We start from the raw sequence: 25,940 nt of genomic DNA on the forward strand, positions 1-25,940 counted from the left end.
AGCGTGCGCGACGTCGTCGAGTTCGGCCGCTACCCCCACCGGGGCCGCTGGGGCGGCGCCGACCCCGGCCGCGTCCCGGACGGGCGCGGCCGGGGTGACCGGGGCACTCGTGCTCCTGGTCGTAGCCCTCGCCGTGGTCGACATCACCCAGGGCACGGCGGCCGTCGGCCCGGCCGAGGTCCTCAAGGCGCTCACCGGCCGTGCCGACCCGGACGACGCGTCCGTCGTCATCGCCTCACGGCTGCCCCGGACGGCCGCCGGGCTGCTGGTGGGCGCCGCGCTCGGCATGGCCGGCCTCGCCCTGCAGGCCGTCAGCCGCAACGTCCTGGCCTCCCCGGACACCCTCGCCGTCAACGCGGGCTCCTACCTCGCCCTCGGCCTCGTGGCCGTCACCGGACTCTCCCTGCCCCTGCTCGCCTCCTCCGGTGTCGCCTTCGCCGGCGGACTCGCGGCGGCGGCCGTCGTCCTCGGGCTGTCCGGGCTCGGGTCGGGAACGGTACGACTGGTGCTCGCGCCGGCACCGCGCTCGCCCTCGGCCTCACGGCCGTCACCCAGGGCCTGTTGCTGCTGTTCCCGCAGCAGACCGAGGGCCTGTACCGGTGGAACCAGGACAGCATCGCCCAGAACGGCTTCGACGGCGTGCTCCAGACGCTGCCCGTCGCGGTCGTCGGCCTGGCCGGCCTGCTGCTCGTCGCCCGCCGGGTCGACGCCCTCGCCCTCGGCGGCGACGCGGCGCGCGGACTGGGCGTCCCGGTGCGGGCGACCCGGGTCACCGCCGTGGTGCTGGCGACGCTGCTCTCCGCGGCGGCCGTCACCCTCGCCGGCCCCATCGGGTTCGTCGGCCTGTGCGCCCCCGCCCTGGTCCGGCCCCTCGCACGCCGGTTCCGCGGCATCCACCGGCTGCGGGCGGGCGTGCCGGCCGCCGGACTGGTCGGCGCGGCGCTGGTCCTCGGGGCGGACGTGCTGTTGCGTACGTTCGTGAGCGCGGACATCTCCGTCGCGGTGCCCACCGGCGTCGTCACCAGCCTCGTCGGCGCGGTGTTCCTGGTCGTCATGGCGGCCCGGCTCCGCGACACCGCGGGTTCGCCCGCGCCGGACGGACTGCGGATCCGCAGCCGCGCCGTCTTCGTGACCACGCTCGCCGTACTGGCCGTCGTCCTGGTCGGCCTGACGATCGCCGCGACCCTCGTCGGCGACAGCGTGCTCCTGCTGGGCGACGTGCTCAACTGGACGCAGGGCCGGGCCGGGCGGACCGTCTCCTTCGTCCTCGACACCCGCGTCCTCGCCGCGCTCCTCGCGGGGGCGGCCCTGGCGCTCGCCGGCACGCTGGTGCAGGCCGTCACCCGCAACCCGCTCGCGGAGCCCTCGGTCCTGGGCGTCTCGGACGGCGGCGCGCTCGGTGCCGTCGTCCTCGTGAGGACGGTGCCCGTCGCCGGGGCGTGGAGCATCGCCGGGGCGGCGTTCGCGGGGGCCGCCGTCACCGCGGTCGTCGTCTTCGGACTCGCGGCGCGCGGCGGCTTCCAGCAGAACCGGCTGGTGCTCGTCGGCATCGGTGTGGCGGCCGGGACGACGGCCCTGATCAGCCTGCTGATCGTGCTCACCGACCCGTTCAACGCCACGAAGGCCCTCACCTGGCTGTCGGGCTCCACCTACGGCCGGACCATACCCGACGTCCTGCCGCTGGCCGCCGTCCTCGCCGTCGGCATCGCGATGACGGCGGTACGGCACCGGGAACTCGACCTGGTCTCCCTCGACGAGGACACCCCGCGGCTCCTGGGACTGCGCCTGGCGCGCGGCCGGCTGGGCTTCCTCGTCGTCAGTGTGCTGCTCACCGCCACCGCGGTGGCCGCCGCGGGCACCATCGGCTTCGTGGGCCTGGTCGCCCCGCACGCGGCCCGGGCCCTCGTGGGGCGCCGGCACACCCGCGTCCTCCCGGTCGCGGTGCTGCTCGGCGCCGTACTGGTGTGCACCGCCGACCTGTTGGGCCGCACCGTGATCGCACCGGCCCAGCTGGGAGCCGGCCTCATGACGGCCGTCATCGGCACGCCGTACTTCCTGTACGTACTGGTGCGCAGCCGGCGGTGACGGAAGAGGCCGGGTGCCGCCGGGCCCTCGGGGCAGCCGACGGCACCCGGCCGGTCCGGGCGGGAACGGTCAGCCGAAGACCTTGACCGCCTGGTAGTACGTCCACGCGGTGCTGTTGCAGGCGGTCTTCGTGGCCCCGGTGTAGCCGGTGCAGACGCGCTTGAGGTCTTCGTAGAAGGCGCTGTCGAGGCGTGCCTTGTTGGCGTCGAAGGAGCCGGCGGCCTTGTAGTTGCGGTAACCGAAGTCGTGGCGCGCGCAGGACGTCGCGAAGGGGAAGCCGAACGGGTTGTCGGGGGACGTGGAACAGTAGTCGGTGCTCCAGTCGAACCCGTAGGCGGCCCAGGCGGCCTGGTTGGAGCGCGCGGCGACCCACTGGTTGTGGCTCGACGCGCTGGTCTGCGTCCAGCCGGAGAGGACCTGCGCCTTGTCGGCGGGAGCGGCCTCGGCGGCTGCGGCGGTACCCAGGACACCGACGGCGGCGAGAGCCGACGCGGCCAGGGCGGTGGCGAACTTGCGGTGCATCCCATACCTCCACGAGACCGCGGTCCGACCATCGGGCCGCAGGTTCATGACAAGAAGATGCCCGTGCCGCCCACGCTTTCACACCATGGACGGCTCAACAATCTGTTGACGTTCGGGCCGGCCAGGTGTCGTGATCGCGTCGCGTGGACCAACTCCACGGCCGGTGAAGGGAGTCCGGGCTCGCGGGGCCGACAGGTGGGACGGAGGATAATCGCTGGGCCTGTGAGAGCGGGGGAGTTATGCTCCTGGTGATGATCACTCACTTCGTTCCGAGAACGGGGGTTCCGTCCGCGCAAGGTGAGAGCTGATGCTCACACCGACCGCGAACGGGGACACTCGTCTTCTTCTCTGGCTGCGCGTGCGGAAGTTCGCCGTGCCGCCCGCCATGATCGAGACCGCGACCACCCGCCGGCGCGTTGGCGACTGGGCGGGGGCCTGCGCCGCCGCGGGCATCGACGTCGACCTGGACCTGCGGTCCCTGGCCCGCACCCATGGCCGGACACTCGCAGCCGAAGTCCGTTCGGACCTGCGCCACTTGGCGCCCGACCTGCTCCGCTGGCAGTTGCCGCGGATTGTCCCCGACGGACTGTTGCGTCCGGGCCTGACCATCACCCTGGCCCGGTACGGCAGGAGCGGCAGGAGCGCCGGTGGTGGCGGTGACGGCCCCGGGGCCGGTACCGGGTCCGGCCCGGTGCACCTCGTGGTCCGGACTCCGCCCGCCTGGGCGGACGGTGGCCAGCGGTTCGGCCTGGAGCTGTGGGACGGCCGCCGGCTCCGGGCCGACGCCCGTCACCATCCGCACCCGCGCCCGAGCCCGCGCTTCCGCCTCGATCTGCACCGCCACCTGTGGGACGCCCGCCGGAGCGGCGAACTGCGGTCACGCTCCGGGGCGGACCGGCCGGCCGACGTCAACGACCGGGCACTACCCCCGGGTTCACCGGAACTGCTCCCGCCCGGCCATCGCTGCGCCGTCGACCGGTGGCGCGACGAGGCCGCGCTCGTCCTGCGCGACGCGGGGCGCACGACCGGCACGGTCGTCGCACGGATCGGCGACGGACGCCGACTGCTCCTGCACCTGGCCGGTGGCGGGGACGACGGCCCGGTACCGCCTGCCCTCCGGCTCTCCCGCGCGCCCGCCGGTGGCAGCGCCTCCACCCTGTCCGTCCTGCCCTACGCGGCCACCCACGTGCTCCCCGACCTGGAGTTGCTCCGCGCCGGTGCGCTCGGCCCCGGCCGGCTGCACCCGTTGGTCGCCTCGGCGCTCGCACCGGACTCCGTACCGCAGCCGGTGCCCGGACCGGGGCCGACCGGTTTCCGGCGCGCGCCGGACCCGGCGGACGAGCCGCGTCTCGTGGAGTGCCGGGGAGAGCGGCACCGGATCGGGCTGGTCGGCGGGGTGCTGGCAGCACTGGACCACGACCCGGCCGAGATCGGGCGGGAGGAACTGCTGGCCGCGCTGACCGGTACGCCGCTGCCCTGCCTCCAGGCCATCGACCGGGCGCACCGGCGCCCGGACTGCCTCACCGGCGTCCGCGAACGCCTGGATCACGGCGACATCACCGGCGCGCTGGCCGTGGTCGAGGGACTGCTGGGTCCCGGCGCGTGCCTGCGTGACGGCCCGTTGCGGGACGAACTCGAGGCGGCCGCCGAGCGGCGGATCACCTACGGCCTGTACCGGGCGGGACTCAGCGAGCCCGCGCCGGGCCGGCTCCCGCCCGGCAGCCGTCGCCCTCACGACCACCGCCCCCGCCCCCGCCTGGCCATGTGACACACCAGTGACACCGCCGGGACCGCCTTCACGGCGACCCCGCCGCCTCGCCCGCACACCCCCACCCATGCTCGCTCCTCACACCCACAGGTGATGATGTATGCCCACATACGCGCCCTCTGACTTCCGTCCCGTTCGCCCTCCCGCTTCCGATGCCACCACGATGTCCTTCGACCCGCCCCACGCCTCCCGGCTCGACGTCGCCGGTGATCTGCTCGCCCTCCTGAGCGACACCACCACCGAACCCCGCCCCGACACCCAGCTGGAGGCACTCACTCTGGCCGTGGCCGCCGACCTGCCGGTCCTGCTGTGGGGCGAGCCGGGGATCGGCAAGACCGCTGCCCTCACCCAGCTCGCCGCCGCACTGGACCTGCCGCTGACCACCGTGATCGCCAGCGTGCACGAACCGTCCGACTTCTCGGGGCTGCCCGTCGTCGGGGACGACCCGGCCGAACAGGGAGTGCCGATGGCTCCGCCGGACTGGGCCGTGCGCCTGGTGCGGGCGGGCCGCGGACTGCTGTTCCTGGACGAGCTGTCCACCGCTCCTCCGGCCGTGCAGGCCGCCCTGCTGCGACTGGTGCTGGAACGGCGTATCGGCGCCCTCCGACTCCCTCCCGGTGTACGGATCGTGGCCGCCGCCAACCCCCGCGCCTCGGCAGCGGACGGCTGGGAACTCAGCCCGCCCCTGGCCAACCGGTTCGTGCACCTTCAGTGGATCCACGACCACGGGGTCGTCGTCCGCGGTCTCGGCGGGACCTGGCCCCGGGCGACCCTGCCACGTCTCGACCCGGAGAAACTGCCCGAGGCTGTGGACCTCGCCCGCCGTGCGGTGTGCGGGTTCCTCACTGCCCGCCCTCCGCTGGTGCACCGGCTGCCCGACAATGAGACCCGCCGGGGCGGGCCCTGGCCCTCACCGCGCAGCTGGGACATGACCCTGCGCCTGATCGCCTTCGCCACCGCGGCCGGCTCCGCCCGCGACGTGCTCTCCCTGTTGGTCAGGGGCACCGTCGGTGACGGCCCCGGCCTGGAACTGCTGGCGAGCCTGGACCGGATGGACCTCCCCGACCCCGAAACGCTGCTCGCCGACCCGGCGGGCGCCGAACTGCCCGAACGGGGAGACCTGCGACAGGCCGTGCTCGACGGGGTGGTGGCCGCGGTCCGGGCACGCCCGGAGAAGTCCCGCTGGGACGCCGCGTGGGCGCTGCTCGTCCGGGCCGTGGATACCGGCGCCCCCGACCTCGTGGTCGTCCCCGCCACCACCCTCGCCACCCTGCGCCGCGAGGACTGGGACGTACCGGAGGCGATCGAACGCCTCACCGGAGTGATCGCCCTGTCCCGCCGGGCCGACCAGGCGGCGGCCCGCTCCGCCACCCCGGTGAGGGCGGGCCGATGACCACACGCACCCACGCCACGGACAGTGGCACCACGGCCAGTGACACCACGGACATCCACGCCACGCGCACCGGCAGCAGGTACACCCGCCCCACGACGCCACCGCCCGCCCCCGCCCTCGACGTCGACAAACTCCTCGCCGCCCGTCTGCACGCCGCCCGCGTCCGCCCCTACCTGGCGACGGCACTGTTCGCCCTGCACCCCGTCGCGTCGGCGCGGGTACCGACGATGGCCGTCGACCGGCACTGGCGGTGCTACGTGTCGCCGAACTTCGTGGACCGCACCCCCGAGGAGGAACTCGCCGGTGTCTGGGTGCACGAGGTGTCGCACCTGCTGCGCGACCACCACGGGCGCTCCGACCGGTATGCACGGGCGCACCACCTCACCGGCCCGGCGGAACGGCTGAGGATGAACATCGCGGCGGACTGCGAGATCAACGACGACGTGTTCGGCGACGGCCTGGTCCGGCCCAAGGGCGCGATCACACCGAGCAGCCTGCGGCTTCCGGCCGGAGAGCTGATGGAGGACTACCTGGGCCGGTTCCGGCTCGGACCGTACACCCAGGGCATGGCCTGGCTGGACTGCGGCAGTGGCGCCGACGGACTGGACCGGGAGTGGGACCTCGGGCCGGACGGCGCGCACGGCCTCAGCGAGCAGGAACGCGACGCGGTCCGGTTCCGGGTCGCGCAGGGCATCAACGCCCGGCCGGGAGACGTCTCCAAGAGCTGGCGGCGATGGGCCGAGGAGGCGTTCCAGCCGCCGCAGCCCTGGCGGGAACTGCTCGGCGCGGCACTGCGCGCGGCGGTCTCCGGCTCCGGCGCGGGCGACGACTACTCCTACGGCCGTCCCGCACGGCGCTCGGCCGGCCTGCCCGGCGTCGTGCTGCCGAGCCTGCGGCGCACGCCGCCCCGCGTCGCGGTGGTCATCGACACCTCCGGCTCGGTCAGCGACGCCGAACTGGGCAGCGCGCTCCGGGAGGTCGCGGCGATCTCCCGGGCGGTGGGCGGCCGCCGCGACATGGTGTCGGTGGTGTCGTGCGACGCCGCGGCCACAGCCGTGCGGTCCCTGTGCCGTGCCGAGGGGATACCGCTGGTGGGCGGCGGCGGAACGGATCTTCGTACGGGGTTCGCCACGGCCCTCGGGTCGCGCCCCCGGCCGGACGCCCTCGTGGTGCTGACCGACGGTCAGACCCCCTGGCCGGACCGGCGGCCCCCGTGCCGGACGGTGGTCGGCCTCTTCCCCCGCCGCACGGCCGGCTCCTCGCACGACGAGAACGACCCCGAGTACCGACCGGACGCACCGCCCGACTGGGCCCGGGCGGTGACCATCACCGAGGGCCCCGGCAGCCGGTGAACCGAGCGCGGCGCCGGCTGCACGGTGCCGGGCCCCGGGCCCCGGCCCACCGACCTGGGGGACCGGGACCCGGAGGGCGTCAGGTCCCGGTCACGTCCGTGACTGTCCACCGCTGGTTGGCACCGGAGTTGGGCTCCCAGGTCGTCACCGCGGCGCCCTCGTGGGTGGCCTGGCCGCCGACCTCCAGAAGGCGCCCGGTGGCCGCGTTGATCAGCGTCCAGGCGCCGTCGCCGGTGCCCGACACGATCCACTCGGCGGCCCTGTCCCGTTTGCCGGTGTCGGGCGCGGCGACCGGGACGTCGTCACGCACGGTCAGACGCCTGCGCTCACCGTCCTGCGTACTGGTGAACTCGTAGCGCTGCCGCACTCCGTCACCGGGACGCACCGTGCTCAGCCGCCACCGCTGGGCCGCCGAGCCGTCGCCGGTACCGATGACGAGGCCGCTGCCGTCGCCGCCGACGGTGACGGCCTTGCCGCTCTGCGCACCGGTCAGGGTGTAGATGTGGCCCTTGCGCAGCAGCGGGGCGTCGGCGGCGACGCCGGAGACACCCTTGACGACGAAGGACGTCACCGACTGGGCGGGCACCGTGAAGGTGGCCGTGCGGTCGCCGGCCCTGATGGCCCTGTGCCGCTCCAACTTGCCGTCCGCACTGGTCACGACGGGCGTGACGGTCGCGTTCCGGCTGACGGTGCGGAACTTCGAGAGGTCCACGGTGACGTCGCGGGCCCCGGTGGTGCTGTTGACGTGGACGACCGAGGCGCCCTTGCCGTTCTTCGTCACCGCCGCCGCGCTGGAGGTGTCGTTCACCTGGATCAGCCGGTCGCCGGGCCTGATGAAATGGGTGAAGTTGCGGGCGGTGTCGAACTTGGTGTTCGTGTGAACGGGGCAGGACTCGAGGGTGTCGGCCGCCGTGCAGCTGAACGGCAGCTGGATCTCGCCCCAGTTGCCGCCCTTCGCGGACTCCCCGCCGGGCCTCATGTTGTCGTGGTCCTCGACGGGTTGCCAGAACACCCATGCACGCGGTTCGAGTTCGCGCAGATCGTCCACGATGCGCTGGGCGAGACCGAGACCGGGACGCATGTCGGTGAAGCTCTGTCCGTCGCCCCAGTCGCCCTCGACCTCGCTCATCCACAGCCGCTTGTCCGCCGCCTTGGAGAGGTCGCGGACGGTGGTGCGCTGCCCGGTTCCGTAGGTGTGGACGTTCATCTGGTCCACGAGGTCGCGGGCCGCGGGGGAGTAGGTGTTCCAGTTCCGGGCGAACGTGGACGGGTTGGTCTCGTCCATGGCGGAGATTTTGGCTCCGGTCCTCGCCTTCCTCAGTGCCGGCGCCAGGGCGTGGAGCACCTTCTCCTGGAGCTCGGGGCCGATATGGGCGCCTTCCTGCCGGCCGCCGACGGGCTCGCCGTCCGGGCCGAGACGGGTGCTCCAGTAGGTGGTGTTCGGCTCGTTGAACGGGTCGACGGTGTCGACCTCGATGCGGTGCGCCTTCTCCAGCCGCTTGGTCGCGCCCGCCAGATAGGCGGCGAAGTCGTCGACCGACTCGGCCTTGAGCTGGTCCCCGGAGGCGTCGAACCCGCCGGAGACGTAGCCGCTGACGGTCATGAACCAGGGCGGGGAGTTGCTGAAGGTCTCCCAGTGGGTGATGTCCTTCTTGATGCGGTCCACCCACCAGCGCTGGGTGGCATCGGCGTCGGGGTTCCAGTCCGCCGGGTCGTCGGCGTCCCACCAGCCGGTGTCCTCTCGGGTGGTGCCCGCCGGCGCCTTCCACCAGCCCTCGACGGCGCCGCCGGCACGCAGATAGTCCTTGACGTCGGGGGCGTTGCCACCACCCACGTTGTAGCGGGCGATGTTCAGGGCGAGGCCCTCGTCGCCGAAGAGGAGTTCGGCGAGCTTTTCGCGTATCTCCGGCGGGTAGTCGCCCGTGGCGTTGGCGAACCAGACCAGGCTGGTGCCCCAGCCCTCGAACTCCTCCTGCTGATAGGACGGATCGGGCCGGACGGTGACGGAGGGAACGGAGGGGACGGAGGTCTCCGCCCGAGCGGTGGAGGCCGGGGCGGGGACCAGGGCGGCCCCGGTGGCCAGGGCGGTGAGGCCGGCGGCTGTCAGGAGCCGTCCTCTGCGGGTGCGGTGTGCCATCGGTGTGCTCCCAACATTGAGGTGTGGTCGCGCTCTGGTGGAACCCTCCGGCCGCGCGGTGCGCGCGGCCGGAGGAGAAGACGGCCTCCTGGAACGACCGTGCCGTGCCGGGGAGGTGGAACAGGTGCTCCCGCCCCGCCCCTGCCGGGTCCGGGAGTCGAGGCGGTCGCCGCGTCTCAGCCGGCCGGCTGCCGCAGTACGGCGACGGCACGCGGTCCGAGGACCAGCGCACCGCCGTCCCCCTCCGTGGTGCCGAGCAGTACCTCCCCGTCGAGGCCGCGCACGGGGACTGCCGTGTCGGTCCGGTTCACCAGGAACAGGAACCGGCCGCCGGGACCGCTGCGTACCGTCGTCTCGATCAGCCCGCGGACCTCGGTGGGCAGTTCGCTCTCCACGCCGGCCGGTGCGAGCAGCCGGGGCAGCAGCGAGGTGAGCCCTGCGACACCGAGCCGGGTGGAGACGTAGGCGGCCGAACCGGTGCCCGTGGCCTTCCGGGTGACGGCAGCCCGGCCGGCGTGTACGCCGGTGCGGTAGCGGGCCAGGACGTCCGTCCCCGGCGCGACGGTGATCCGGTCGGTCCACAGACTGCCCGTCGTCGCGTCGTCGAGCTCCACCGTGTCACCGTCGAGCAGCGGACCGAACTCCTCGATGCGGATGCCGAGCAGCTCGCGCAGCGCCCCCGGATAGCCGCCGAGCCAGACGTGGTCGTGCTCGTCGACGACACCCGAGAAGTACGTGGTGATCAGGTGGCCGCCCTGCTCGGTGTACCGGGTGAGCGTCCTGGCCAGGTCGGCGGGGACCATGTGCAGCACCGGCGCGACGAGGACCTGGTGGCGGTGCAGATCGGCACGGGTGGTGACGAGGTCGGCGCGGACCCCGAGGGCCAGCAGCGCCGAGTACCAGTCGAGCGCCTCCTGCCGGTAGTCGAGCAGCGAGGAGGGATGGGAGTCCTGCTCGCTCGCCCACCACGACTCCCAGTCGTAGAGGATGCCGACCCGGGCGGCCTCCCGTTCGCTGCCCGCGACCGGCGCGAGTGCCTTGAGGGTGGCACCGAGTGCGGTCACCGAGCGGAACAGGTCGCTGTCCGCGCCGGCGTGCGGAACCATCGCCGAGTGGTACTTCTCGGCACCGGCCGCCGACTGACGCCACTGGAAGTAGCACACCGCGTCGGCCCCGTGCGCCACGTGCAGCAGCGAGTCACGGGCCAGGTCGCCCGGACGCTTCGCCACGTTGACGGGCTGCCAGTTGACGGCACTGGTGGAGTGCTCCATCAGGAACCAGGGCCGGCCGCCGGAGATGCCGCTGGTGAGGTTCGCGGAGAAGGACAGCTCGTCGCGGGCCTGCGGCCCAGGATGGACGTAGTGGTCGTTGGAGACGAAGTCGATCTCCTGCGCCCAGTCGGGGTAGTTCATCCCCTTGGTGTTGCCCATCACCATGAAGTTGGTGGTGACGGGAACGTCCGGGGTGATCTCCCGCAGGATGTCCCGCTCGGCCCGCAGATGCTCCTTGAGCGCGTCCGACGAGAAGCGCTTGAAGTCCAGCTGCTGGGTGGGGTTGGGGTGGGACGCGGCCTGCCGGGGCGGCAGTATCTGCTCCCAGCCGGTGTAGCGCTGGGACCAGAAGGCGGTGCCCCAGGCGGAGTTGAGCGCATCCAGGGTGGTGTACCGGACTCGCAGCCAGTTCTGGAACGCACGTGCCGCGTCGTCGGAGAAGTCGTAGACGTTGTGGCAGCCCAGCTCGTTGTTGACGTGCCAGGCGACCAGGGCCGGGTGACCCGCGTAGCGGGTCGCCAGCTCCCGTACCAGGCGCAGCGCGTGGGCGCGGAACACCGGGGAGGTGGGACGCCAGTGCTGGCGCGCCCCCGGCCACAGGATGGTGCCGTCCGCGGTGACCGGCAGGATCTCCGGGTGAGCCGTCGTCAGCCAGGGCGGCGGGGAGGCGGTGGCAGTCGCCAGGTCGACACCGATGCCGCCCGCGTGCAGCAGGTCCAGCACCTCGTCGAGCCAGCCGAAGTCCCAGGTGTTCTCCGCCGGTTGCAGCCGCGCCCAGGAGAAGATCCCCACGGACACGACGTTCACACCGGCCTCCCGCATCAGCCGGACGTCCTCCTTCCAGACGCTGCGGGACCACTGCTCGGGGTTGTAGTCGGCGCCGTACAGGAGGCGGGGGGCACGGTCACCGTCCGCCCCGCTGGTACGGGACAGGAGGGTGGAGATCATGGCGGTCCTTCCGGGTGTCTCGCACCGGGGCGGTACGACGTGCGTGCCGCCCCGGTCTGCTACTTCTCTACGGTGAAGCCCTGCTCGTTGCCGTACTGCACCGACGCGTCCTGCCAGGCCTTCAGGCCGTCCGCCAGCGTGGTGCCGGAGACGTAGGCCTTGCCGACGGTGTCGTTGAAGATCGAGTTGGCGTACACCTGGTACGGCAGGTACGCCCAGTCGTCGGCGACGTTCGCGGCCGACTCGGCGAACACCTTGTTGGCCTGCTGCCCGCCGAAGTACGGGAACTCGGTGTTCTGGAACTCCTCGGAGTCGAGCTGAGCCGTGGTCGCCGGGAAGGCGCCGCCCTTCACGCGGGTCTCGACACCGTCGCCGGCGTTGGCGTACTCCGCGAACGCGTAGGCGAGCGCCTCGTTCTTGCCGAGCTCGGGCAGAGTGAGGGCGCTGCCGCCGTTCTCCGCGCCGGCGTCGGCGCCCGCCGTCCACTGCGGCAGCGGGGCGACGCGCCAGTCACCGGCGGCCTCCTTCACCCCGGAGGCGAGGTTGGCCGGCATCCAGGCACCGATGGCCAGGGTGGCGATGGTGCCGTCGCCGAGGCCCTTGTACCACTCGTCGGACCAACCGGTGACCGGGGCGACAAGCTTCTCGTCGAGCAGCTTCTGCCAGGTTCCGGTGAAGTCCTTGGCCCCCTTGTCACCGAACCCGATCTTCACCTCGGTGCCGTTCACCTCGTAGGGGCGCGAACCGGCCTGCCACAGCATGCTGGTGGTGAAGCCCGCGTCACCCGCGTCGTTGGTGATGTACGCCTTCGGGTCGGCCTTGTGCAGGGCGCGGGCCGCGTCCACGTACTCGTCCCACGTGGTGGGCACGTCGATCCCGTGCTTGTCGAAGACCTTCTTGTTGTAGAACAGCGCCATCGGGCCGGAGTCCATCGGCAGGCCGTAGATCCCCTCGCCGCCGGCCTTCACACCGTTCCAGGGGCCGGGGGAGTACTGGCCGGCGAGCTTGTCGGCGCCGAAGCCGCTGAGGTCGGTGAGCCCCTCGGTCAGCGCGTACTGGCCCATGGCGTAGTACTCGACCTGGGCGACGTCGGGGACGCCCTTCTTCGCGGAGATGGCGTTCTGCAGCGCCTTGTACTGCTCGTTGCCGGTGCCCGCGTTGACGAGGTTCACCTCGACTCCGGGGTGCTCCTTCTCGAAGTCGGCCGCCACCTGCTCGAGCGTGGGTTCCCACGCCCAGACGGTGACGGTGCCGCCCTTCTCCAGGGCCGCCTCGACGTCCGAATCGGAGACCGCCTTCGGGGCGGCGCCCCCGTCGTCGGAACCGCCGCAGGCGGTGGCGCCCAGGGCCAGGGCGCAGACGATGCCGATGCCGCGCAGGAGGCGGCGGGACTGCTTGTGCATGGGCGTGCTTCCACTTCTTCGTGGGCCGGGATTCCGGGGCCGGGACGGGGTGATGTGCGGGAGGGGGAAGAGGGGCGGTGCTATTCCTTGACGCTTCCGGCGGAGAGCCCCGACTGCCAGTACTTCTGCAGCAGCAGGAACGCGGCGATCAGCGGGACGATGGTGATCAGCGAGCCGGTGATGACCAGGTGGAACACGGGCTGCCCGCCGGCGGTCGCGGCCTGGTCGTTCCAGCTGTACAGCCCCAGGGTGAGGGGGTACCAGTCGGGGTCCTTGAGCATGATCAGCGGGAGGAAGTAGTTGTTCCAGGTCGCGACCATGGTGAACAGCGAGACGGTGACGATGCCCGGCGCCAGCAGCGGCAGCACCACCAGGAAGAAGGTACGCAGCTCGCCCGCGCCGTCGATCCGGGCCGCCTCGAGGAGTTCGTTCGGGACGGCCTCACTGGCGAACACCCACATCAGATACAGGCCGAACGGCGAGATCAGCGACGGGATGATCACCGCCCACGGGGTGTTGGTCAGCCCCATGTTGCTGAACATCAGGAAGGTCGGCACCGCCAGCGCCGTCCCCGGTACGGCCACGGCGCCGATGACGACGGCGAAGACCGCCCGGCGTCCGGGGAACTCGAACTTGGCCAGGGCGTAACCGCCCAGCACGGCGAGGAGGGTCGCGCCTCCCGCGCCGAGGCCCACGTACAGCACGGTGTTCAGCAGCCAGCGGGTGAAGACGCCGTCGTTGTAGGTGAACGTATCGACGATGTTGTCCCAGAGGGCGAAGTCGCCGTCGAACCAGAGGCCGAACGAACGGGACAGCCCTTCCTGAGTCTTGGTGGCACTGATGACCAGCCACACCAGCGGCACCAGGCTGTACAGCAGCACCAGGCCGGTGAGCACGGTCAGCAGCACACTGCGGCGGGGCCGCCCGGGAGTGGAGCCGCGCCGGCGCGTACGCAGCCGGGGGACGGAACCGGAGGGGGCGGAACCAAAGGCGTCGGACGCGGAGCCGGTCCGGCTCGCGGAGGCGGGGGAGACGGTACTGGTCATCGCTGCTTCACACTCCCTTGCGCATGCCGCGCAGCTGGACGACATAGGCGATGACCATGGTGATCAGCCCCATGACGATGGCGACCGTCGCGGAGTAGTTGTGCTGCTGGCCGGAGAAGGACAGCGAGTACGTGTAGTAGTTCGGCGTGTAGTCCGTGGTGATGGCGTTGGGCGCCAGCTTCTGCAGGACGCTGGGCTCGTTGAAGAGCTGGAAGCTGCCGATGATGGAGAAGATCGTCGCGATGACCAGGGCACCGCGGATCGCGGGCAGCTTGATGGCGGTGATGACGCGGATCTGCCCGGCGCCGTCGATCTCGGCCGCCTCGTAGAGGGAGTGCGGGATCACCCGCAGCGCCGCGTAGAAGATCAGCATGTTGTAGCCGACGAACTCCCAGGTGACGATGTTGCCGATCGAGGCCAGCACCAGGCCGGGGGAGAGCGGGTTGGGCAGCGACAGCCCGAAGGCCTCGTTGACGTCGCCGACCAGGCCGAAGCGGGTGCCGTACATGAAGCCCCACATGAGAGTGGCGACAACGGCGGGCACCGCGTACGGCAGGAAGATCGAGATGCGGAAGAAGCTCTTGCCGTAGAGCCGTCCGCTGTCCAGCGCCAGTGCCACCAGCAGGGCGATGCCGAGCATGATCGGCACCTGCACGCACAGGAAGAGCGAGACCCGGCCGAGCGCGGCCCAGAACCGTTCGTCCTGCAGGGCCTGCCGGTAGTTGTCGAACCCGACGAAACCGGTGCCGCCGATGAGCTGGTCCCGGAAGAGGCTGAGGTAGACCGAATACACGATCGGGGCCAGGAAGACCAGGGCGAACACGGCCACGAAGGGACCGATGAACCCCCACCCCGTCCAGGACCGGCGGTCCCGTCTCACCGGAGGTGGTGCCGGCCGCGGCTCGGCGGTCGCCGGCGGGTGCAGCGTCGTCATGTCGTTCCTCGCTCGTCCACGTTCGGGCCGGGTGGTCACGGCACCCTTCCCGGGGCCGGGAGCCATGCCCCCTGCAGCCGATGTTTACGCAAACATCGAACGCCGCAGAAATGCGGCGGGTGGTATGTTTACGTAAACATCCGGTGGCGGCATGTCTACACTGCCCCGAAGACGACGGTCAAGGGTCCTCAGGGAAACCCTGACGCGGCAAGTGGCGACGGGAAGGCGGCCGGAAGCGAGTGGAGACGGTGGACAGCGCGCCGGGGCGGGGGCCCGTCACCGGGACGGCCGCGACCGGGGAGGACCCGGCCGACCCGGACCCCACAGGCGTGGGTTCGGCAGGCGTGGGCCCGGTGGGCACGGACCCGGCCGGCCAGGAACCGGCCGACGGCGCCGCGCCGAGCCCCCGTCCGAGGGGCGGCCGCCGCGCCAGGGCCTCCATGGCGGACGTGGCCCGCCTCGCCGGCGTCTCCTCCCAGACCGTCTCCCGCGTCTCCAACGGCTACGCCGGGGTGAACGAGGAGACCCGCCGGCAGGTGCTGGCCGCGATGCAGGAGCTCGGCTACCGTCCCAACAGCGCGGCCCGCGCGCTCAAACGCGGCGAGTTCCGCACCATCGGCGTCATCACCTTCTCGCTGGCCACGACCGGAAACGTGCGCACCCTCGAGGCGATCGCCACCTCCGCGGCGCACGAGGGCTACGCGGTGACCCTCCTGCCGGTCGCGATACCGACCCAGGACGAGGTGCGCGGCGCGTTCTCCCGCCTGGAGGAGCTCGCCGTCGATGCGGTGATCGTCATCATGGAGGTCCATCTGCTGGACGCTGCGACGATCCAACTGCCCCCGCACGTGCAGGTCGTGGTCGTCGACTCCGACGCCGGCGAGCACTACACGGTCGTCGACACCGACCAGGCCGGCGGCACCCGTACCGCCGTGCGCCACCTGCTCGGCCTCGGCCACCGCACGGTGTGGCACCTGGCGGGGCCCGAGGGCTCCTTCGCCGCCCAGCGCCGCACCGACGCCTGGCGTGCCGCCCTCACCGACGCCGGACGCGTCCCGCCGGAACTCGTCCGCGGTGACTGGTCCGCGGAGTCCGGCTACCGCGCGGGCCTCGAACTCGCCGCCCTCGACGAGTGCACCGCCGTCTTCGCGGCCAACGACCAGATGGCCCTCGGCCTGCTGCGTGCCTTCCACGAACGCGGCCGGCGCGTCCCCGAGGACGTCAGCGTCATCGGCTTCGACGACATCCCCGAGGCATCCTCCTTCCTGCCCCCGCTGACCACCGTCCACCAGGACTTCGCCGAGGTGGGGCGGCGCTGTGTGGCGGCCGTCCTGAGCAAGATGCGTCATGACGGCCCCGAGCGGGGGACCACCCTCGTCCCGACCCGCCTGGTACCGCGCGCCAGTACGGCACCGCCGCCGGCGACTCAGGCGCGGACGGGCGGCTGAGTCGGCCCGGCCCGGCTCAACTCACCCTGTCCACAGGTGTGTCGATGTGCGAGACTCGTTGATCGCCAGCGCCGTGATCCGTCGTGGGAGGGAGTCCGTCATGCCGGCCGGCAGGTCCAGCCCTCCGCAGATCGACACCAGCAGGGCGCGCCCCGCGCGGGTCTACTGGTACTGGCGGCGATGCTGCTCGCCGTCTCGATGACCTTCATCGACCGGACCATCGTCGCCATCGCGGCCCCCGACATCGTCCACGAACCGGGTCTTTCGACCCCCGGCATGCAGTGGACGGTCAACGCCTGCCTGCTGGCGCCGGCGGCCTTCTTCGCCCTGGGAGGACGGCTCGCCGACCTGTACGGGCCGCGACGCGTGGTCCTGGCCGGAACGCTGGTGTTCGTGGTCTCGTCCGTCCTGTGCGGCTGCGTCCCCAGGGCGAGTTCGCGCAGACCTGGCTGATCGCCTTCCGCGCGACGCAGGGCCTGGGGGCGGCGCTGCTCCTCCTCGCCACCGCCCCCGCGGCCCCCGCCACCCCCACCGGGCAGTCCGCCGCCCCCCGTACGGAGACAGTGAACTCCCAGGCCACCACGGCCGCGGCCGACTCTCCGGTCGCCGCCAACGGACAGCTCGAGGTCTGCGGCACCAAGCTCTGCAACGAGCACGGGAACCCGGTCCAGCTGCGCGGCATGAGCACGCACGGAACCCAGTGGTACGCACAGTGCCTGACCGACGGCTCGCTCGACGCCCTCGCCCACGACTGGCGGGCCGACGTCCTGCGCGTCTCCACCTATGTGCAGGAGGGCGGCTACGAGACCGACCCCGCCCGCTTCACCGACCTGACCGACTCCCTGATCCGGGAGGCGAGCGAACGCGGCCTGTACGTGATCGTCGACTGGCACATGCTCAGTCCCGGTGACCCGAACCTCAACCTCGAGAACGCGCGGCGGTTCTTCACCGAGACCGCCCACCGCAACCAGGGCCGGAACAACATCCTCTACGAGATCGCCAACGAGCCCAGCGGTGTGAGCTGGCCGGCGATCAAGGGCTACGCGGAGCAGATCATCCCGGTCCACGCCTCGAACGTCATGTACACGTTCCACTTCTACGCCGCCTCGCACCGCGACGAGTACCTGGCGGCCCTCTCCCGCGCGGCCGACCGGATCCCCGTCTTCGTCACCGAGTTCGGCACCCAGAACTACGCCGGGGAGGGCGCCGACGACTTCGAGATGTCCCAGCGGTATCTCGACCTGATGGCCGAGAAGAAGATCGGCTGGGTCAACTGGAACCTCTCCGACGACCACCGCTCCGGTGCCGTCTTCACCACCGGCACCTGCGACAGCAACGGCCCCTGGGCCGGCACGGCGTCCCTGAAGCCCGCCGGAGTCTGGGTCCGCGACCGTGTCCGGACCCCGGACGGCTTCCCCGCCGCCTGACCCGGCCGCTCGGCCCAACCGCTCGGCCCAACCGCTCGGCCCAACCGCTCGACCCGGCCCCGCGCCGGACCCGCCGTGCCCGTCCCGCCCGTCCGAGAACCTCTTCCGGGCGGGCGGGACGCCGACGGTCCTCCCGCAGGGCAGGGAGCCCGGCCCCCGTCACGCCAGCGGCACCGCCACCTCGCCCGCTCCCCGGGCCTGCGGCCCGCCCGCGACCCGCACCGTGAACGGCCGCTCGGTGCCCGACGCGGTGACCCGCAGGACGTCGCCGTCGCGCACGACCCGGAAGGACGCGGCCCGCGCGCCCGTAGTGTCGGGCACGGTGACCTCGGCCGCGTAGCGGGGTGAGGCGGGCGGGTGGACGAGCAGGACCGGCGCGTCCAGCCAGTCGCCGTCCGGCCGCGCGTCGTCGGAGGCCAGCGGCAGCACGGCACCCTCCCTGACGTACAGCGGGAGGCTGTCGTAGCCGTGCCGTTCGGTGCGCCAGCGCGGGCCGGTGACCGTCTCACCGCTGAGCAGGTGGGTCCAGGTGCCCTCCGGCAGGTAGACCTCCACCTCGCCGCCGGTGTCGAACACGGGGGCGACGAGCAGATCCGGGCCCAGCATGTACTGACGGTCCAGCTGCCGGCACGACGGGTCGTCCGGGAACTCCAGCACCATCGGCCGCATCATCGGCACCCCGGTGTCGTGGGCCTCGACGGCGGCCCCGTACAGGTAGGGCATCAGCCGGTGCTTGAGCAGGGTGAACCGCCGGGCGACGTCCACCGCCTCGTCGCCGAACTCCCACGGCACCCGGTACGACGTGGAACCGTGCAGCCGGCTGTGCGAGGACAGCAGGCCGAAGGCGAGCCAGCGCTTGAACACCGAGGGGTCCGGCGTGCCCTCGAAACCGCCGATGTCGTGGCTCCAGAAACCGAACCCGCTCAGCGACAGCGACAGACCGCCCCGCAGCGACTCGGCCATGGCCTCGAAGGACGACCAGCAGTCACCGCCCCAGTGCACCGGGTACTGCTGCCCGCCGGCGGTCGCGGACCGGGCGAAGAGGACGGCCTCGCCCTGTCCGCGTTCCTTCTCGAGCAGCTCGAACACCGTCCGGTTGTAGAGCTGCGTGTAGTAGTTGTGCATCCGCTCGGGGTCCGAGCCGTCGTGCCAGACCACGTCGGTGGGGATGCGCTCGCCGAAGTCCGTCTTGAAGCAGTCCACGCCCTGGTCGAGCAGGGGCTTCAGCTTCGACTGGAACCAGGCCCGCGCATCGGGGCTGGTGAAGTCGACCAGGCCCATGCCGGCCTGCCACAGGTCCCACTGCCACACGTCGCCGTCGGCCCGGCGCACCAGGTGTCCGAGAGCGGCGGCCTCGTCGAAGAGCGGCGACTTCTGCGCGATGTACGGGTTGATCCAGGCACTGATCCGCAGGCCCTTCTCCTTGAGCCGGGCCAGCATGCCGTCCGGGTCCGGGAAGACGTCGGGATCCCACTGGAAGTCGCACCACTGGTACTCGCGCATCCAGAAGCAGTCGAAGTGGAACACCGTGAGAGGGATGCCGCGTTCGGCCATGCCGTCCACGAACGACGTCACCGTCTCCTCGTCGTACGACGTGGTGAACGAGGTGCTGAGCCACAGGCCGAACGACCAGGCCGGCGGCAGGGCGGGACGGCCGGTGAGGGCCGTGTAACGGGTCAGGACGTCCTTCGGGGTGGGGCCGGCGACGACGTAGTACTCCAGCGACTGGTCCTCGACGCTGAACTGCACCTGGCCGACCGACTCCGAGCCGACCTCGAAGGACACCGCACCGGGGTGGTTGACGAAGACGCCGTAACCGCGGGACGACAGGTAGAACGGGATGTTCTTGTAGGACTGCTCACTGCTGGTGCCGCCGTCGGCCTGCCAGACGTCGACCGTCTGGCCGTTCTTGACGAACGGGGTGAAGCGCTCGCCGAGGCCGTAGACCTGTTCCCCGACACCCAGTGCCAGCCGGGTCAGCATGTGGTGCCGCTCCCCGTGGCCGGTGGTGGCGAAGGCGGTGTTCCTGGCGTCCGAACGGGTCAGCTCGCGCCCGTCGGCGTCGTGGAAGGTGAGCGCGAAGGGGCCGGACCCGTCGAGGCGGAGCGTCAGCGGGCCGCTGGTCAGCTCGGTGACCGGGCCGTCCTGGCGTACGGTCCCGGCGCCGTCGGCGTCGCCGCCCAAGGCGAAGTCGGGCCCCGGCCGCCGCTTGCCCGCGTGGTGGGTGACGCGGACGCCGATCACGCCCTCGGCGGGGGAGAAGCACTCGACCGTGACGAGCGGCGCGTTGAGGGTGTCGCCCCTCCGTGCCACCTTCCGTACGGAGGCGTAGGTGGTGAAGCGCTTCGATTCCGGGCGCACCTCGCGCACCTCGGTGGCGTACGAGATCTGGACACCGTCGCGGATGCGCCAGAAGCCGTCGGTGAACTTCATGTTCTTCCTCGATGGGGGAGAGGGCGATGGCGAGAGGAAAGCGGTATTTGACCAGGAACTATGGCAGGTTCAAGGGTTTCTGTCACGCCCTGGTGCGGGGAGATCGCCCTGTCGGAGGGCTAGCGCGAACAGCGCTCGCTGACGTATTAGTAATCAGGCCAAACAAATTACATCCGACCTCAGAGCCGAGTTTCCCACGAGCAGGGTCGACTCATCGTCGAAGCGCTTCACCAGCTCGGATCCACCCTCGGCCGCACCCCTCCCACGAGCCGCCCGGCCCGGCGGAACGCCGAGCCGGGCCCACCCAAGGGCACCCACCGTGACAGCACATCCTCCGGTCGCCGCACAGCGTGGTCGGCGCCGTCCACGCAGAGCCGTCACGTCCTTCGCAGCCGTCGCCGCCCTGGTCGCCGGGGCGGCGCTCACCGGCTGCGCACAGCAACGGGACAGTGACGTGTACACCGTGATGAACTCCTCGACCGACGAGTCCTACCACCGCTGGGACGCCGAGGCGATGGCCCGCTGCGGCACGCAGCTCGGCATCCGCATCGAGCAGCAGAGCGTCCCCGCCGCGCAGGTGATGACGAAGGCACTGCGCATGGCCTCGTCGAAGTCACTGCCGGACATCGTGCAGTTCGACGCCTCCGAGATGCCGACCTTCGCCGAGGCGGGCGGACTCGTCGACCTGCGCACCCTGGGCCTCGAAACCGACGAGATCCCCCAGGGCATCGTGGAGTTCGGCTCCTACCGGGGCACGTACTACGGCGCGGCCCGCTCCGTGAACACCCTCGCCCTCTTCTACAACAAGGACACCCTGGACCGGGCCGGCCTCAAGGTCCCCGCCACCTGGGACGAACTGCGCGACACGGCGAAACAGCTCACCGAGGGCAAGCGCTACGGCCTGGCGCTCAGCGCGGGCGGCGCGGAGGACGGCGTCTTCCAGTTCACGCCCTTCATGTGGTCCAACGGCGGCGACGAGACCGAACTGGACAGCCCGCAGGTCGTCGAGGCGCTCGACTACTGGAAGGCGCTGCTCCAGGACGGCTCGCTGTCCAGGTCCACCGTCAACTGGACCCAGGCCGACGTCAACGACCAGTTCATGGCCGGCAACGCCGCCATGATGATCAACGGCCCGTGGCAGGTCGAGACCCTCGACACCGACGAGTCCCTGCACTGGGGCATCGCCCAGATCCCCGTCCCGCAGGCCGGCGACGCCTCGGTGGGACCGCTCGGCGGCGCGGTGCTCACCGTGCCGGAAACCGGTGACGAGGACCGCCAGAGGACGGCCGGCCGCATCGTCGCCTGCCTCGCCGGCGAGAAGGAACAGCTCACCTACGCCCTGAACAGCTGGATGGTGCCGGCCCACGAGAAGGCCGCCGCCGTCTGGCGCGACCGCGTGCCCGAACTCGACGCGCTGGCCGACCAGGTCGCCGAGGCCCGCTCCCGCACCGGCAGACTCGGCGCCGGCTGGCCCTCCGTGTCCCTCGCGCTGCAGAGCGCCTTCCAGTCCGCCCTGACCGGTCAGTCCAGCGAGGCCGCCCTGAAGCGCGCCCAGCAGCGGGCCACGAGCGGGAACCGAGGTACGCGCCCATGACCACGCCCACCGCCACCGCCGCGGCCTCCACGAAGGCACCCGAGAAGGCCGCCGCCCCGGACCCGGCCCGGCTGCGCCGCCGGCGCCGGCTCACCCAGTGGGGCTTCGTCGCCCCCGCCGTCGTCTTCATGCTGCTGTTCTTCGGCTACCCGCTCGTCCGCAACGTCGTGATGAGCTTCCAGCACTACACACCGAAGACGTTCTTCACCGGCCAGGCACCCTTCAACGGCACCGACAACTGGTCGGCCGTCCTCCAGGACGCCCTCTTCGGCAAGGCGCTGTGGCACACCCTCGTCTTCACCGCGGGCTCCCTGCTCGGCCAGTTCTGTATCGGGCTCGCGCTCGCCGTCTTCTTCAGCCGCAGGTTCCCCCTGAACGGCGTCCTGCGCTCCCTGATCCTGCTGCCCTGGCTGGTGCCCATGGTGGTGTCCGGCATCGTCTGGCGCCGCATCCTCGACCAGGACACCGGCGTACTCAACACCTTCCTGGGCGCCATCGGCCTCAGCGGCGACACCCCGTGGCTGACCAGCCCCGGCATGGCCCTGCTGTCGGTGATCCTGGTCAACATCTGGATCGGCATCCCGTTCAACATGGTCATCCTGTACGGCGGCCTCCAGGAGATCCCGAGAGAGCTCCACGAGGCGGCCTCCCTGGACGGCGCCTCGGCCTGGCGCGCCTTCCGCTCCGTCACCCTGCCCATGCTGAGACCGGTGATCACGGTCGTCCTCGTCCTCGGCTTCATGTCGACGGTGAAGATCCTCGACCTCATCCTCGCCCTCACCGACGGCGGCCCCGCCGACGCCACCCAGACCCTGGGCACGCTCACCTACCAGAACTCCTTCGTCCAGCTCGACTTCGGAGCGGGCGCGGTCGTCGGCAACGTCCTCATCCTCATCTCCGCGGCGTTCGCCGTGTTCTACCTGCGGGCCAACCGCACCGACGGGAAGTGACCGACATGGCCGCTCACACACCCGCCCCCGCCGCACCACGCGCACGGGGGCGCCGCCTGGGCTCCACCGTGGCGGGCCTGCTCGTCCTGGGCGTCGTGCTCTTCCCGCTCTACTGGATGCTCAACACGGCACTCCAGCCCGAGTCCGGACTGCTCCAGGTCGATCCGGTCCCCGGCAGCCTGGACCTGTCCGGATTCTCGAAGGCCATCAGCGACCAGGGCGGAAACCTGCTCACCTCGCTGGTCGTCTCCCTCGGCGCCGTCGCCATCTGCCTCGCCGTCTCCGCCCCCGCCGCCTACGGGCTGGCCCGCTTCGGACTGCGCGGCACCCGCACCATCGTGTTCGGCACCCTCATCACCCAGATGGTGCCCGGCATCGTCATCGCCAACGCGCTCTACAACTCCTACGTCGACCTCGGCCTGGTCAACTCCCACTTCGGCCTGATGCTCGCGGACGCCTCGCTCGGCATCCCCTTCTCCATCGTGCTGATGCGCGCCTTCATGGTGTCCATCCCGGGCGAGGTCGTCGAGGCCGCGCAGATCGACGGCGCCGGCCCGGTGCGCACCTTCGTCCGCGTGGTGCTGCCGATGAGCCGCAACGCCCTGATCACCTCGGGCCTGTTCGCCTTCCTGTTCTCGTGGAGCGACTTCATGTTCGCGCTCACCCTGAACACCACCGACGACGTCAAACCGATCACCCTGGGCATCTACCAGTACATCGGCGCCCACGTCGGCGACTGGGGCGCGGTGATGGCCGCGTCCGTCCTCTCCGCCGTGCCCGCGGCGATCCTGCTCGTCCTCGCCCAGAAGTACATCGCCGCCGGTATCACCGGAGGCTCCGTCAAGTGATCGCACCACGCCCCGAGGAGGGCCCCCAGCACATGTCCGACTTCCCGAGCTTCCCGCCCGGATTCGTCCTCGGCGCCGCGACCGCGTCCTACCAGATCGAGGGGGCGGCCTCGGAGGACGACCGCGGCCCGTCGATCTGGGACACCTACAGTCACACCCCCGGCCTGGTGGAGGGCGGCGACACCGGAGACGTCGCCTGCGACCACTACCACCGCTACCCCGAGGACGTCGCGCTGCTGCGCGACCTGGGCGTCGGCTCCTACCGCTTCTCCGTCGCCTGGCCGCGCATCGTGCCCGACGGCGGCGGACCGGTGAACCCCAAGGGCCTGGACTTCTACGAGCGCCTGGTCGACGAACTCCTCACCGCCGGCATCGAACCCGCCGCCACCCTCTACCACTGGGACCTCCCGCAGGCCCTCGAGGACCGGGGCGGCTGGCGCGTACGCGACACCGCCGAGCGGTTCGCCGAGTACACCGCCGCCGTCGCCGAACGGCTCGGCGACCGCGTACCGCGCTGGATCACCCTCAACGAGCCGTGGTGCAGCGCCTTCCTCGGCTACTCCGTCGGCCGCCACGCCCCCGGCGCCCGCGAGGGCCGGGGCGCCCTGGCCGCCGCCCACCACCTGCTCGTCGGCCACGGCCTCGCCGTACAGGCGCTGAGGGCGGCCGGGGTCCGTGAGGTGGGCATCACCCTCAACCTCGACCACCACCTGCCCGCCACCGGCTCCGCCGCCGACCGGGCCGCCGCCGTCCGCGCCGACACCCTGCACAACCTCGCGTGGACCGAACCCATCCTGGCCGGCCGCTACCCGGACACCGAACAGGACACCTGGGGCGAGCTGATCACCGGCCAGGACTTCCGCCGCGACGGTGACCTGGAACTGATCTCGCAGCCACTGGACTTCCTCGGCATCAACTACTACCGCCCCATCACCGTCGCCGACGCCCCGTACCGCGAGAGCGACCCCGCCCGGCGGGTGGCCACCGACAACCGGTACGAGGAGGCCCCGACACCCGGCGTCCGCCACACCGCGATGGGCTGGCCGGTGGTGCCCCACACCCTCACCGACCTGCTGGTGGACCTCAAGGAGCAGTACGGGGCCGCGCTGCCGCCCCTCCACATCACCGAGAACGGCTCCGCCGAGGACGACCGGGTCACCGGCGGCGCCGTCCACGACCCCGACCGCGTGGCCTACCTGCGCGACCACCTCACCGCCCTGCGCGCCGCGATGGACCGGGGCGTCGACGTACGCGGCTACTACGTCTGGTCCCTGCTCGACAACTTCGAGTGGGCCTACGGCTACGGCAAGCGCTTCGGCATCGTCCGCGTCGACTACGACACCCAGCGGCGCATCCCGAAGGACAGCTACCACTGGTACCGGAGGATGATCGCCGCACAACGCCCCTGACGGACCACGGACGACGAACGACCGCATCGGGGCCGTCCCGTCACGCGACGGCCCCTTCCGGCTCCCGGTACCGAAGCCGACCGCGGCGAACCCCACCCGGCGCGGGCGGACCGCCGCGGTCAGCCCGCCTGCGCCGGGCCGCCGTCGGCGCCCGCTTCGGGCACCGTACGGAACTCCACGTCGACGACTCCGTCGACGTCGCGGCACATCTCCTCGAGCTCCTCCGCCGTCGCCCGGGACGACAACTGCCCGATAAGGCTGACATGACCGTGCGTCACGTTCACCTCGACCGCCGAGGGCGCCTCGCCGAGCGCCCGCACCAGCACGTCCTCGACGATCTCCGTACGGATCGCCCGGTCCTCGCGCACGAAGACGCGCAGCAGGTCGCTCCTGCTCACCACACCCCTCAGCCGTCCCGCCGCATCGACCACCAGCAGCCGCTTGATCCCGTGCTGCGCCATCACCCGGGCGGCGTCCACCACGCTCCAGTCCTCGGCGGCGCACAGCGCGGGCGACGTCATCAGCCCGGCGGCGTCGGTGGCCCACGCCTTCTCCGGCCGGGGCACCACGCCCGGCCCCCCGGCGTCGCCCTCCTGCCGGCCCCACATCTTGTGCAGCAGATCCGCCTCGGACACCACGCCCACCGGGCGGTCCTCGGCGTCCACGACGGGAACGGCTGTGATGTCGTACTCGAGCAGCAGGTGCGCGATCTCCTTGAACGGCGTCGCGCCCTGGATCCGGACGACCGCACCGCTCATCACGTCGCGCACCTTCTGGTGGCTCATCGTGGTGGTTCCTCTCTGCTGCCGGCGCAGGACCGATGGAGGGACGGCCCCTGTGCGCCTGCGGCCGTCACCAACATCATTGTCGGTCGGGACGCGTGAGCGGAGAAATGACGAAGGCCCGCGACGGCGGTACCGCCGGCGGGAAGAGGCCCCGGACACCGGTCCGGCACCCGCCCGTCATGAGTCA

Annotated in this window: 18 protein-coding genes and 1 pseudogene; 11 read left to right on the forward strand and 8 right to left on the reverse strand. The window is 71.7% G+C overall.

All coding sequences use genetic code 11. The features are described from left to right. Nucleotides 1–25: 25 nt before the first annotated feature. Nucleotides 26–2,085: pseudogene (locus tag V4Y04_RS36215) on the forward strand (iron ABC transporter permease); the annotation flags it as partial. Between the two features lie 69 nt (nucleotides 2,086–2,154). On the opposite strand, the gene V4Y04_RS36220 reads toward V4Y04_RS36215, so the two are convergent. After that, nucleotides 2,155–2,607: a phospholipase gene (locus V4Y04_RS36220; RefSeq protein WP_332432507.1), complete on the reverse strand. Its 453-nt coding sequence runs from the start codon at nucleotides 2,605–2,607 to the stop codon at nucleotides 2,155–2,157. A gap of 307 nt (nucleotides 2,608–2,914) precedes the next feature. Here V4Y04_RS36220 and V4Y04_RS36225 point away from each other — a divergent pair, with 307 nt between their 5' ends. The 3 genes from V4Y04_RS36225 (at nucleotide 2,915) to V4Y04_RS36235 (ending at nucleotide 7,120) form a co-directional block, all read left to right on the forward strand. Further along, nucleotides 2,915–4,375, forward strand: a complete 1,461-nt coding sequence (locus V4Y04_RS36225; protein WP_332432508.1) for a hypothetical protein — start codon at nucleotides 2,915–2,917, stop codon at nucleotides 4,373–4,375. A gap of 163 nt (nucleotides 4,376–4,538) precedes the next feature. Further along, a complete protein-coding gene (locus V4Y04_RS36230; RefSeq protein ID WP_332432509.1) occupies nucleotides 4,539–5,768 on the forward strand; it encodes an AAA family ATPase in 1,230 nt (409 codons plus the stop codon). Further along, on the forward strand, nucleotides 5,765–7,120 hold the full coding sequence (locus V4Y04_RS36235; RefSeq protein WP_332432510.1) for a vWA domain-containing protein: 1,356 nt from the start codon (nucleotides 5,765–5,767) through the stop codon (nucleotides 7,118–7,120). Before V4Y04_RS36230 ends, V4Y04_RS36235 begins: the two co-directional genes overlap by 4 nt. Before the next feature lie 79 nt (nucleotides 7,121–7,199). On the opposite strand, the gene V4Y04_RS36240 is transcribed toward V4Y04_RS36235, so the two are convergent. From V4Y04_RS36240 to V4Y04_RS36260, 5 genes are all read right to left on the reverse strand, one after another. Further along, on the reverse strand, nucleotides 7,200–9,257 hold the full coding sequence (locus V4Y04_RS36240; protein ID WP_332432511.1) for an RICIN domain-containing protein: 2,058 nt from the start codon (nucleotides 9,255–9,257) through the stop codon (nucleotides 7,200–7,202). 176 nt (nucleotides 9,258–9,433) lie between these two features. Beyond that, nucleotides 9,434–11,476, reverse strand: a complete 2,043-nt coding sequence (locus tag V4Y04_RS36245; protein WP_332432512.1) for a beta-galactosidase — start codon at nucleotides 11,474–11,476, stop codon at nucleotides 9,434–9,436. Nucleotides 11,477–11,535: 59 nt separating this feature from the next. Further along, nucleotides 11,536–12,879 carry an ABC transporter substrate-binding protein gene (locus V4Y04_RS36250; RefSeq protein ID WP_332432513.1) on the reverse strand — a complete coding sequence of 448 codons (1,344 nt, stop codon included), beginning with the start codon at nucleotides 12,877–12,879 and terminating at the stop codon, nucleotides 11,536–11,538. Between the two features lie 80 nt (nucleotides 12,880–12,959). Beyond that, entirely contained in the window at nucleotides 12,960–13,925 is a 966-nt protein-coding gene (locus V4Y04_RS36255) for a carbohydrate ABC transporter permease (protein WP_332432514.1), read from the reverse strand. Nucleotides 13,926–13,932: 7 nt separating this feature from the next. After that, nucleotides 13,933–14,859 carry a carbohydrate ABC transporter permease gene (locus V4Y04_RS36260; RefSeq protein WP_332432515.1) on the reverse strand — a complete coding sequence of 309 codons (927 nt, stop codon included), beginning with the start codon at nucleotides 14,857–14,859 and terminating at the stop codon, nucleotides 13,933–13,935. Nucleotides 14,860–15,299: 440 nt separating this feature from the next. Between V4Y04_RS36260 and V4Y04_RS36265 the strand changes: the two genes are divergently transcribed. The 3 genes from V4Y04_RS36265 (at nucleotide 15,300) to V4Y04_RS36275 (ending at nucleotide 17,734) form a co-directional block, all read left to right on the forward strand. Next, on the forward strand, nucleotides 15,300–16,307 hold the full coding sequence (locus tag V4Y04_RS36265) for a LacI family DNA-binding transcriptional regulator (RefSeq protein ID WP_055596298.1): 1,008 nt from the start codon (nucleotides 15,300–15,302) through the stop codon (nucleotides 16,305–16,307). Between the two features lie 180 nt (nucleotides 16,308–16,487). Next, nucleotides 16,488–16,760: an MFS transporter gene (locus tag V4Y04_RS36270; protein ID WP_443080147.1), complete on the forward strand. Its 273-nt coding sequence runs from the start codon at nucleotides 16,488–16,490 to the stop codon at nucleotides 16,758–16,760. Next, entirely contained in the window at nucleotides 16,718–17,734 is a 1,017-nt protein-coding gene (locus tag V4Y04_RS36275) for a glycoside hydrolase family 5 protein (protein WP_443080148.1), read from the forward strand. Before V4Y04_RS36270 ends, V4Y04_RS36275 begins: the two co-directional genes overlap by 43 nt. A 159-nt stretch (nucleotides 17,735–17,893) precedes the next feature. On the opposite strand, the gene yicI is transcribed toward V4Y04_RS36275, so the two are convergent. Continuing rightward, the gene (gene yicI, locus V4Y04_RS36280) at nucleotides 17,894–20,167 is read right to left on the reverse strand and encodes an alpha-xylosidase (RefSeq protein WP_332432516.1); all 2,274 of its coding nucleotides are present in this window, start codon (nucleotides 20,165–20,167) and stop codon (nucleotides 17,894–17,896) included. Between the two features lie 319 nt (nucleotides 20,168–20,486). Here yicI and V4Y04_RS36285 point away from each other — a divergent pair, with 319 nt between their 5' ends. The 4 genes from V4Y04_RS36285 to V4Y04_RS36300 are packed head-to-tail and all read left to right on the forward strand — an operon-like array spanning nucleotide 20,487 to nucleotide 24,968. After that, the gene (locus V4Y04_RS36285) at nucleotides 20,487–21,761 is read left to right on the forward strand and encodes an ABC transporter substrate-binding protein (protein WP_332432517.1); all 1,275 of its coding nucleotides are present in this window, start codon (nucleotides 20,487–20,489) and stop codon (nucleotides 21,759–21,761) included. Then, nucleotides 21,758–22,711: a carbohydrate ABC transporter permease gene (locus tag V4Y04_RS36290; protein ID WP_332432518.1), complete on the forward strand. Its 954-nt coding sequence runs from the start codon at nucleotides 21,758–21,760 to the stop codon at nucleotides 22,709–22,711. The genes V4Y04_RS36285 and V4Y04_RS36290 overlap by 4 nt, the downstream gene beginning before the upstream one ends. A 5-nt stretch (nucleotides 22,712–22,716) precedes the next feature. Continuing rightward, a complete protein-coding gene (locus V4Y04_RS36295) occupies nucleotides 22,717–23,559 on the forward strand; it encodes a carbohydrate ABC transporter permease (protein WP_332432519.1) in 843 nt (280 codons plus the stop codon). A gap of 32 nt (nucleotides 23,560–23,591) precedes the next feature. Beyond that, a complete protein-coding gene (locus V4Y04_RS36300; RefSeq protein ID WP_332433136.1) occupies nucleotides 23,592–24,968 on the forward strand; it encodes a GH1 family beta-glucosidase in 1,377 nt (458 codons plus the stop codon). 119 nt (nucleotides 24,969–25,087) lie between these two features. Here V4Y04_RS36300 and V4Y04_RS36305 read toward each other — a convergent pair whose 3' ends face one another. Then, nucleotides 25,088–25,753: a CBS domain-containing protein gene (locus V4Y04_RS36305; RefSeq protein WP_332432520.1), complete on the reverse strand. Its 666-nt coding sequence runs from the start codon at nucleotides 25,751–25,753 to the stop codon at nucleotides 25,088–25,090. Nucleotides 25,754–25,940 lie beyond the last annotated feature (187 nt).

This window comes from Streptomyces sp. P9-A2 (assembly GCF_036634175.1).
Taxonomy (GTDB): domain Bacteria; phylum Actinomycetota; class Actinomycetes; order Streptomycetales; family Streptomycetaceae; genus Streptomyces; species Streptomyces pratens.

Coding starts and splice junctions, on each gene's coding strand:
- V4Y04_RS36235 (WP_332432510.1), top strand. CDS start 5,765: ATGACCACACGCACCCACGCCACGGACAGTGGCACCACGGCCAGTGAC.
- V4Y04_RS36265 (WP_055596298.1), top strand. CDS start 15,300: ATGGCGGACGTGGCCCGCCTCGCCGGCGTCTCCTCCCAGACCGTCTCC.
- V4Y04_RS36230 (WP_332432509.1), top strand. CDS start 4,539: ATGTCCTTCGACCCGCCCCACGCCTCCCGGCTCGACGTCGCCGGTGAT.
- V4Y04_RS36305 (WP_332432520.1), bottom strand. CDS start 25,753: ATGAGCCACCAGAAGGTGCGCGACGTGATGAGCGGTGCGGTCGTCCGG.
- V4Y04_RS36250 (WP_332432513.1), bottom strand. CDS start 12,879: ATGCACAAGCAGTCCCGCCGCCTCCTGCGCGGCATCGGCATCGTCTGC.
- yicI (WP_332432516.1), bottom strand. CDS start 20,167: ATGAAGTTCACCGACGGCTTCTGGCGCATCCGCGACGGTGTCCAGATC.
- V4Y04_RS36290 (WP_332432518.1), top strand. CDS start 21,758: ATGACCACGCCCACCGCCACCGCCGCGGCCTCCACGAAGGCACCCGAG.
- V4Y04_RS36270 (WP_443080147.1), top strand. CDS start 16,488: ATGCTGCTCGCCGTCTCGATGACCTTCATCGACCGGACCATCGTCGCC.
- V4Y04_RS36220 (WP_332432507.1), bottom strand. CDS start 2,607: ATGCACCGCAAGTTCGCCACCGCCCTGGCCGCGTCGGCTCTCGCCGCC.
- V4Y04_RS36260 (WP_332432515.1), bottom strand. CDS start 14,859: ATGACGACGCTGCACCCGCCGGCGACCGCCGAGCCGCGGCCGGCACCA.
- V4Y04_RS36255 (WP_332432514.1), bottom strand. CDS start 13,925: ATGACCAGTACCGTCTCCCCCGCCTCCGCGAGCCGGACCGGCTCCGCG.
- V4Y04_RS36295 (WP_332432519.1), top strand. CDS start 22,717: ATGGCCGCTCACACACCCGCCCCCGCCGCACCACGCGCACGGGGGCGC.
- V4Y04_RS36240 (WP_332432511.1), bottom strand. CDS start 9,257: ATGGCACACCGCACCCGCAGAGGACGGCTCCTGACAGCCGCCGGCCTC.
- V4Y04_RS36225 (WP_332432508.1), top strand. CDS start 2,915: ATGCTCACACCGACCGCGAACGGGGACACTCGTCTTCTTCTCTGGCTG.
- V4Y04_RS36300 (WP_332433136.1), top strand. CDS start 23,592: ATGTCCGACTTCCCGAGCTTCCCGCCCGGATTCGTCCTCGGCGCCGCG.
- V4Y04_RS36245 (WP_332432512.1), bottom strand. CDS start 11,476: ATGATCTCCACCCTCCTGTCCCGTACCAGCGGGGCGGACGGTGACCGT.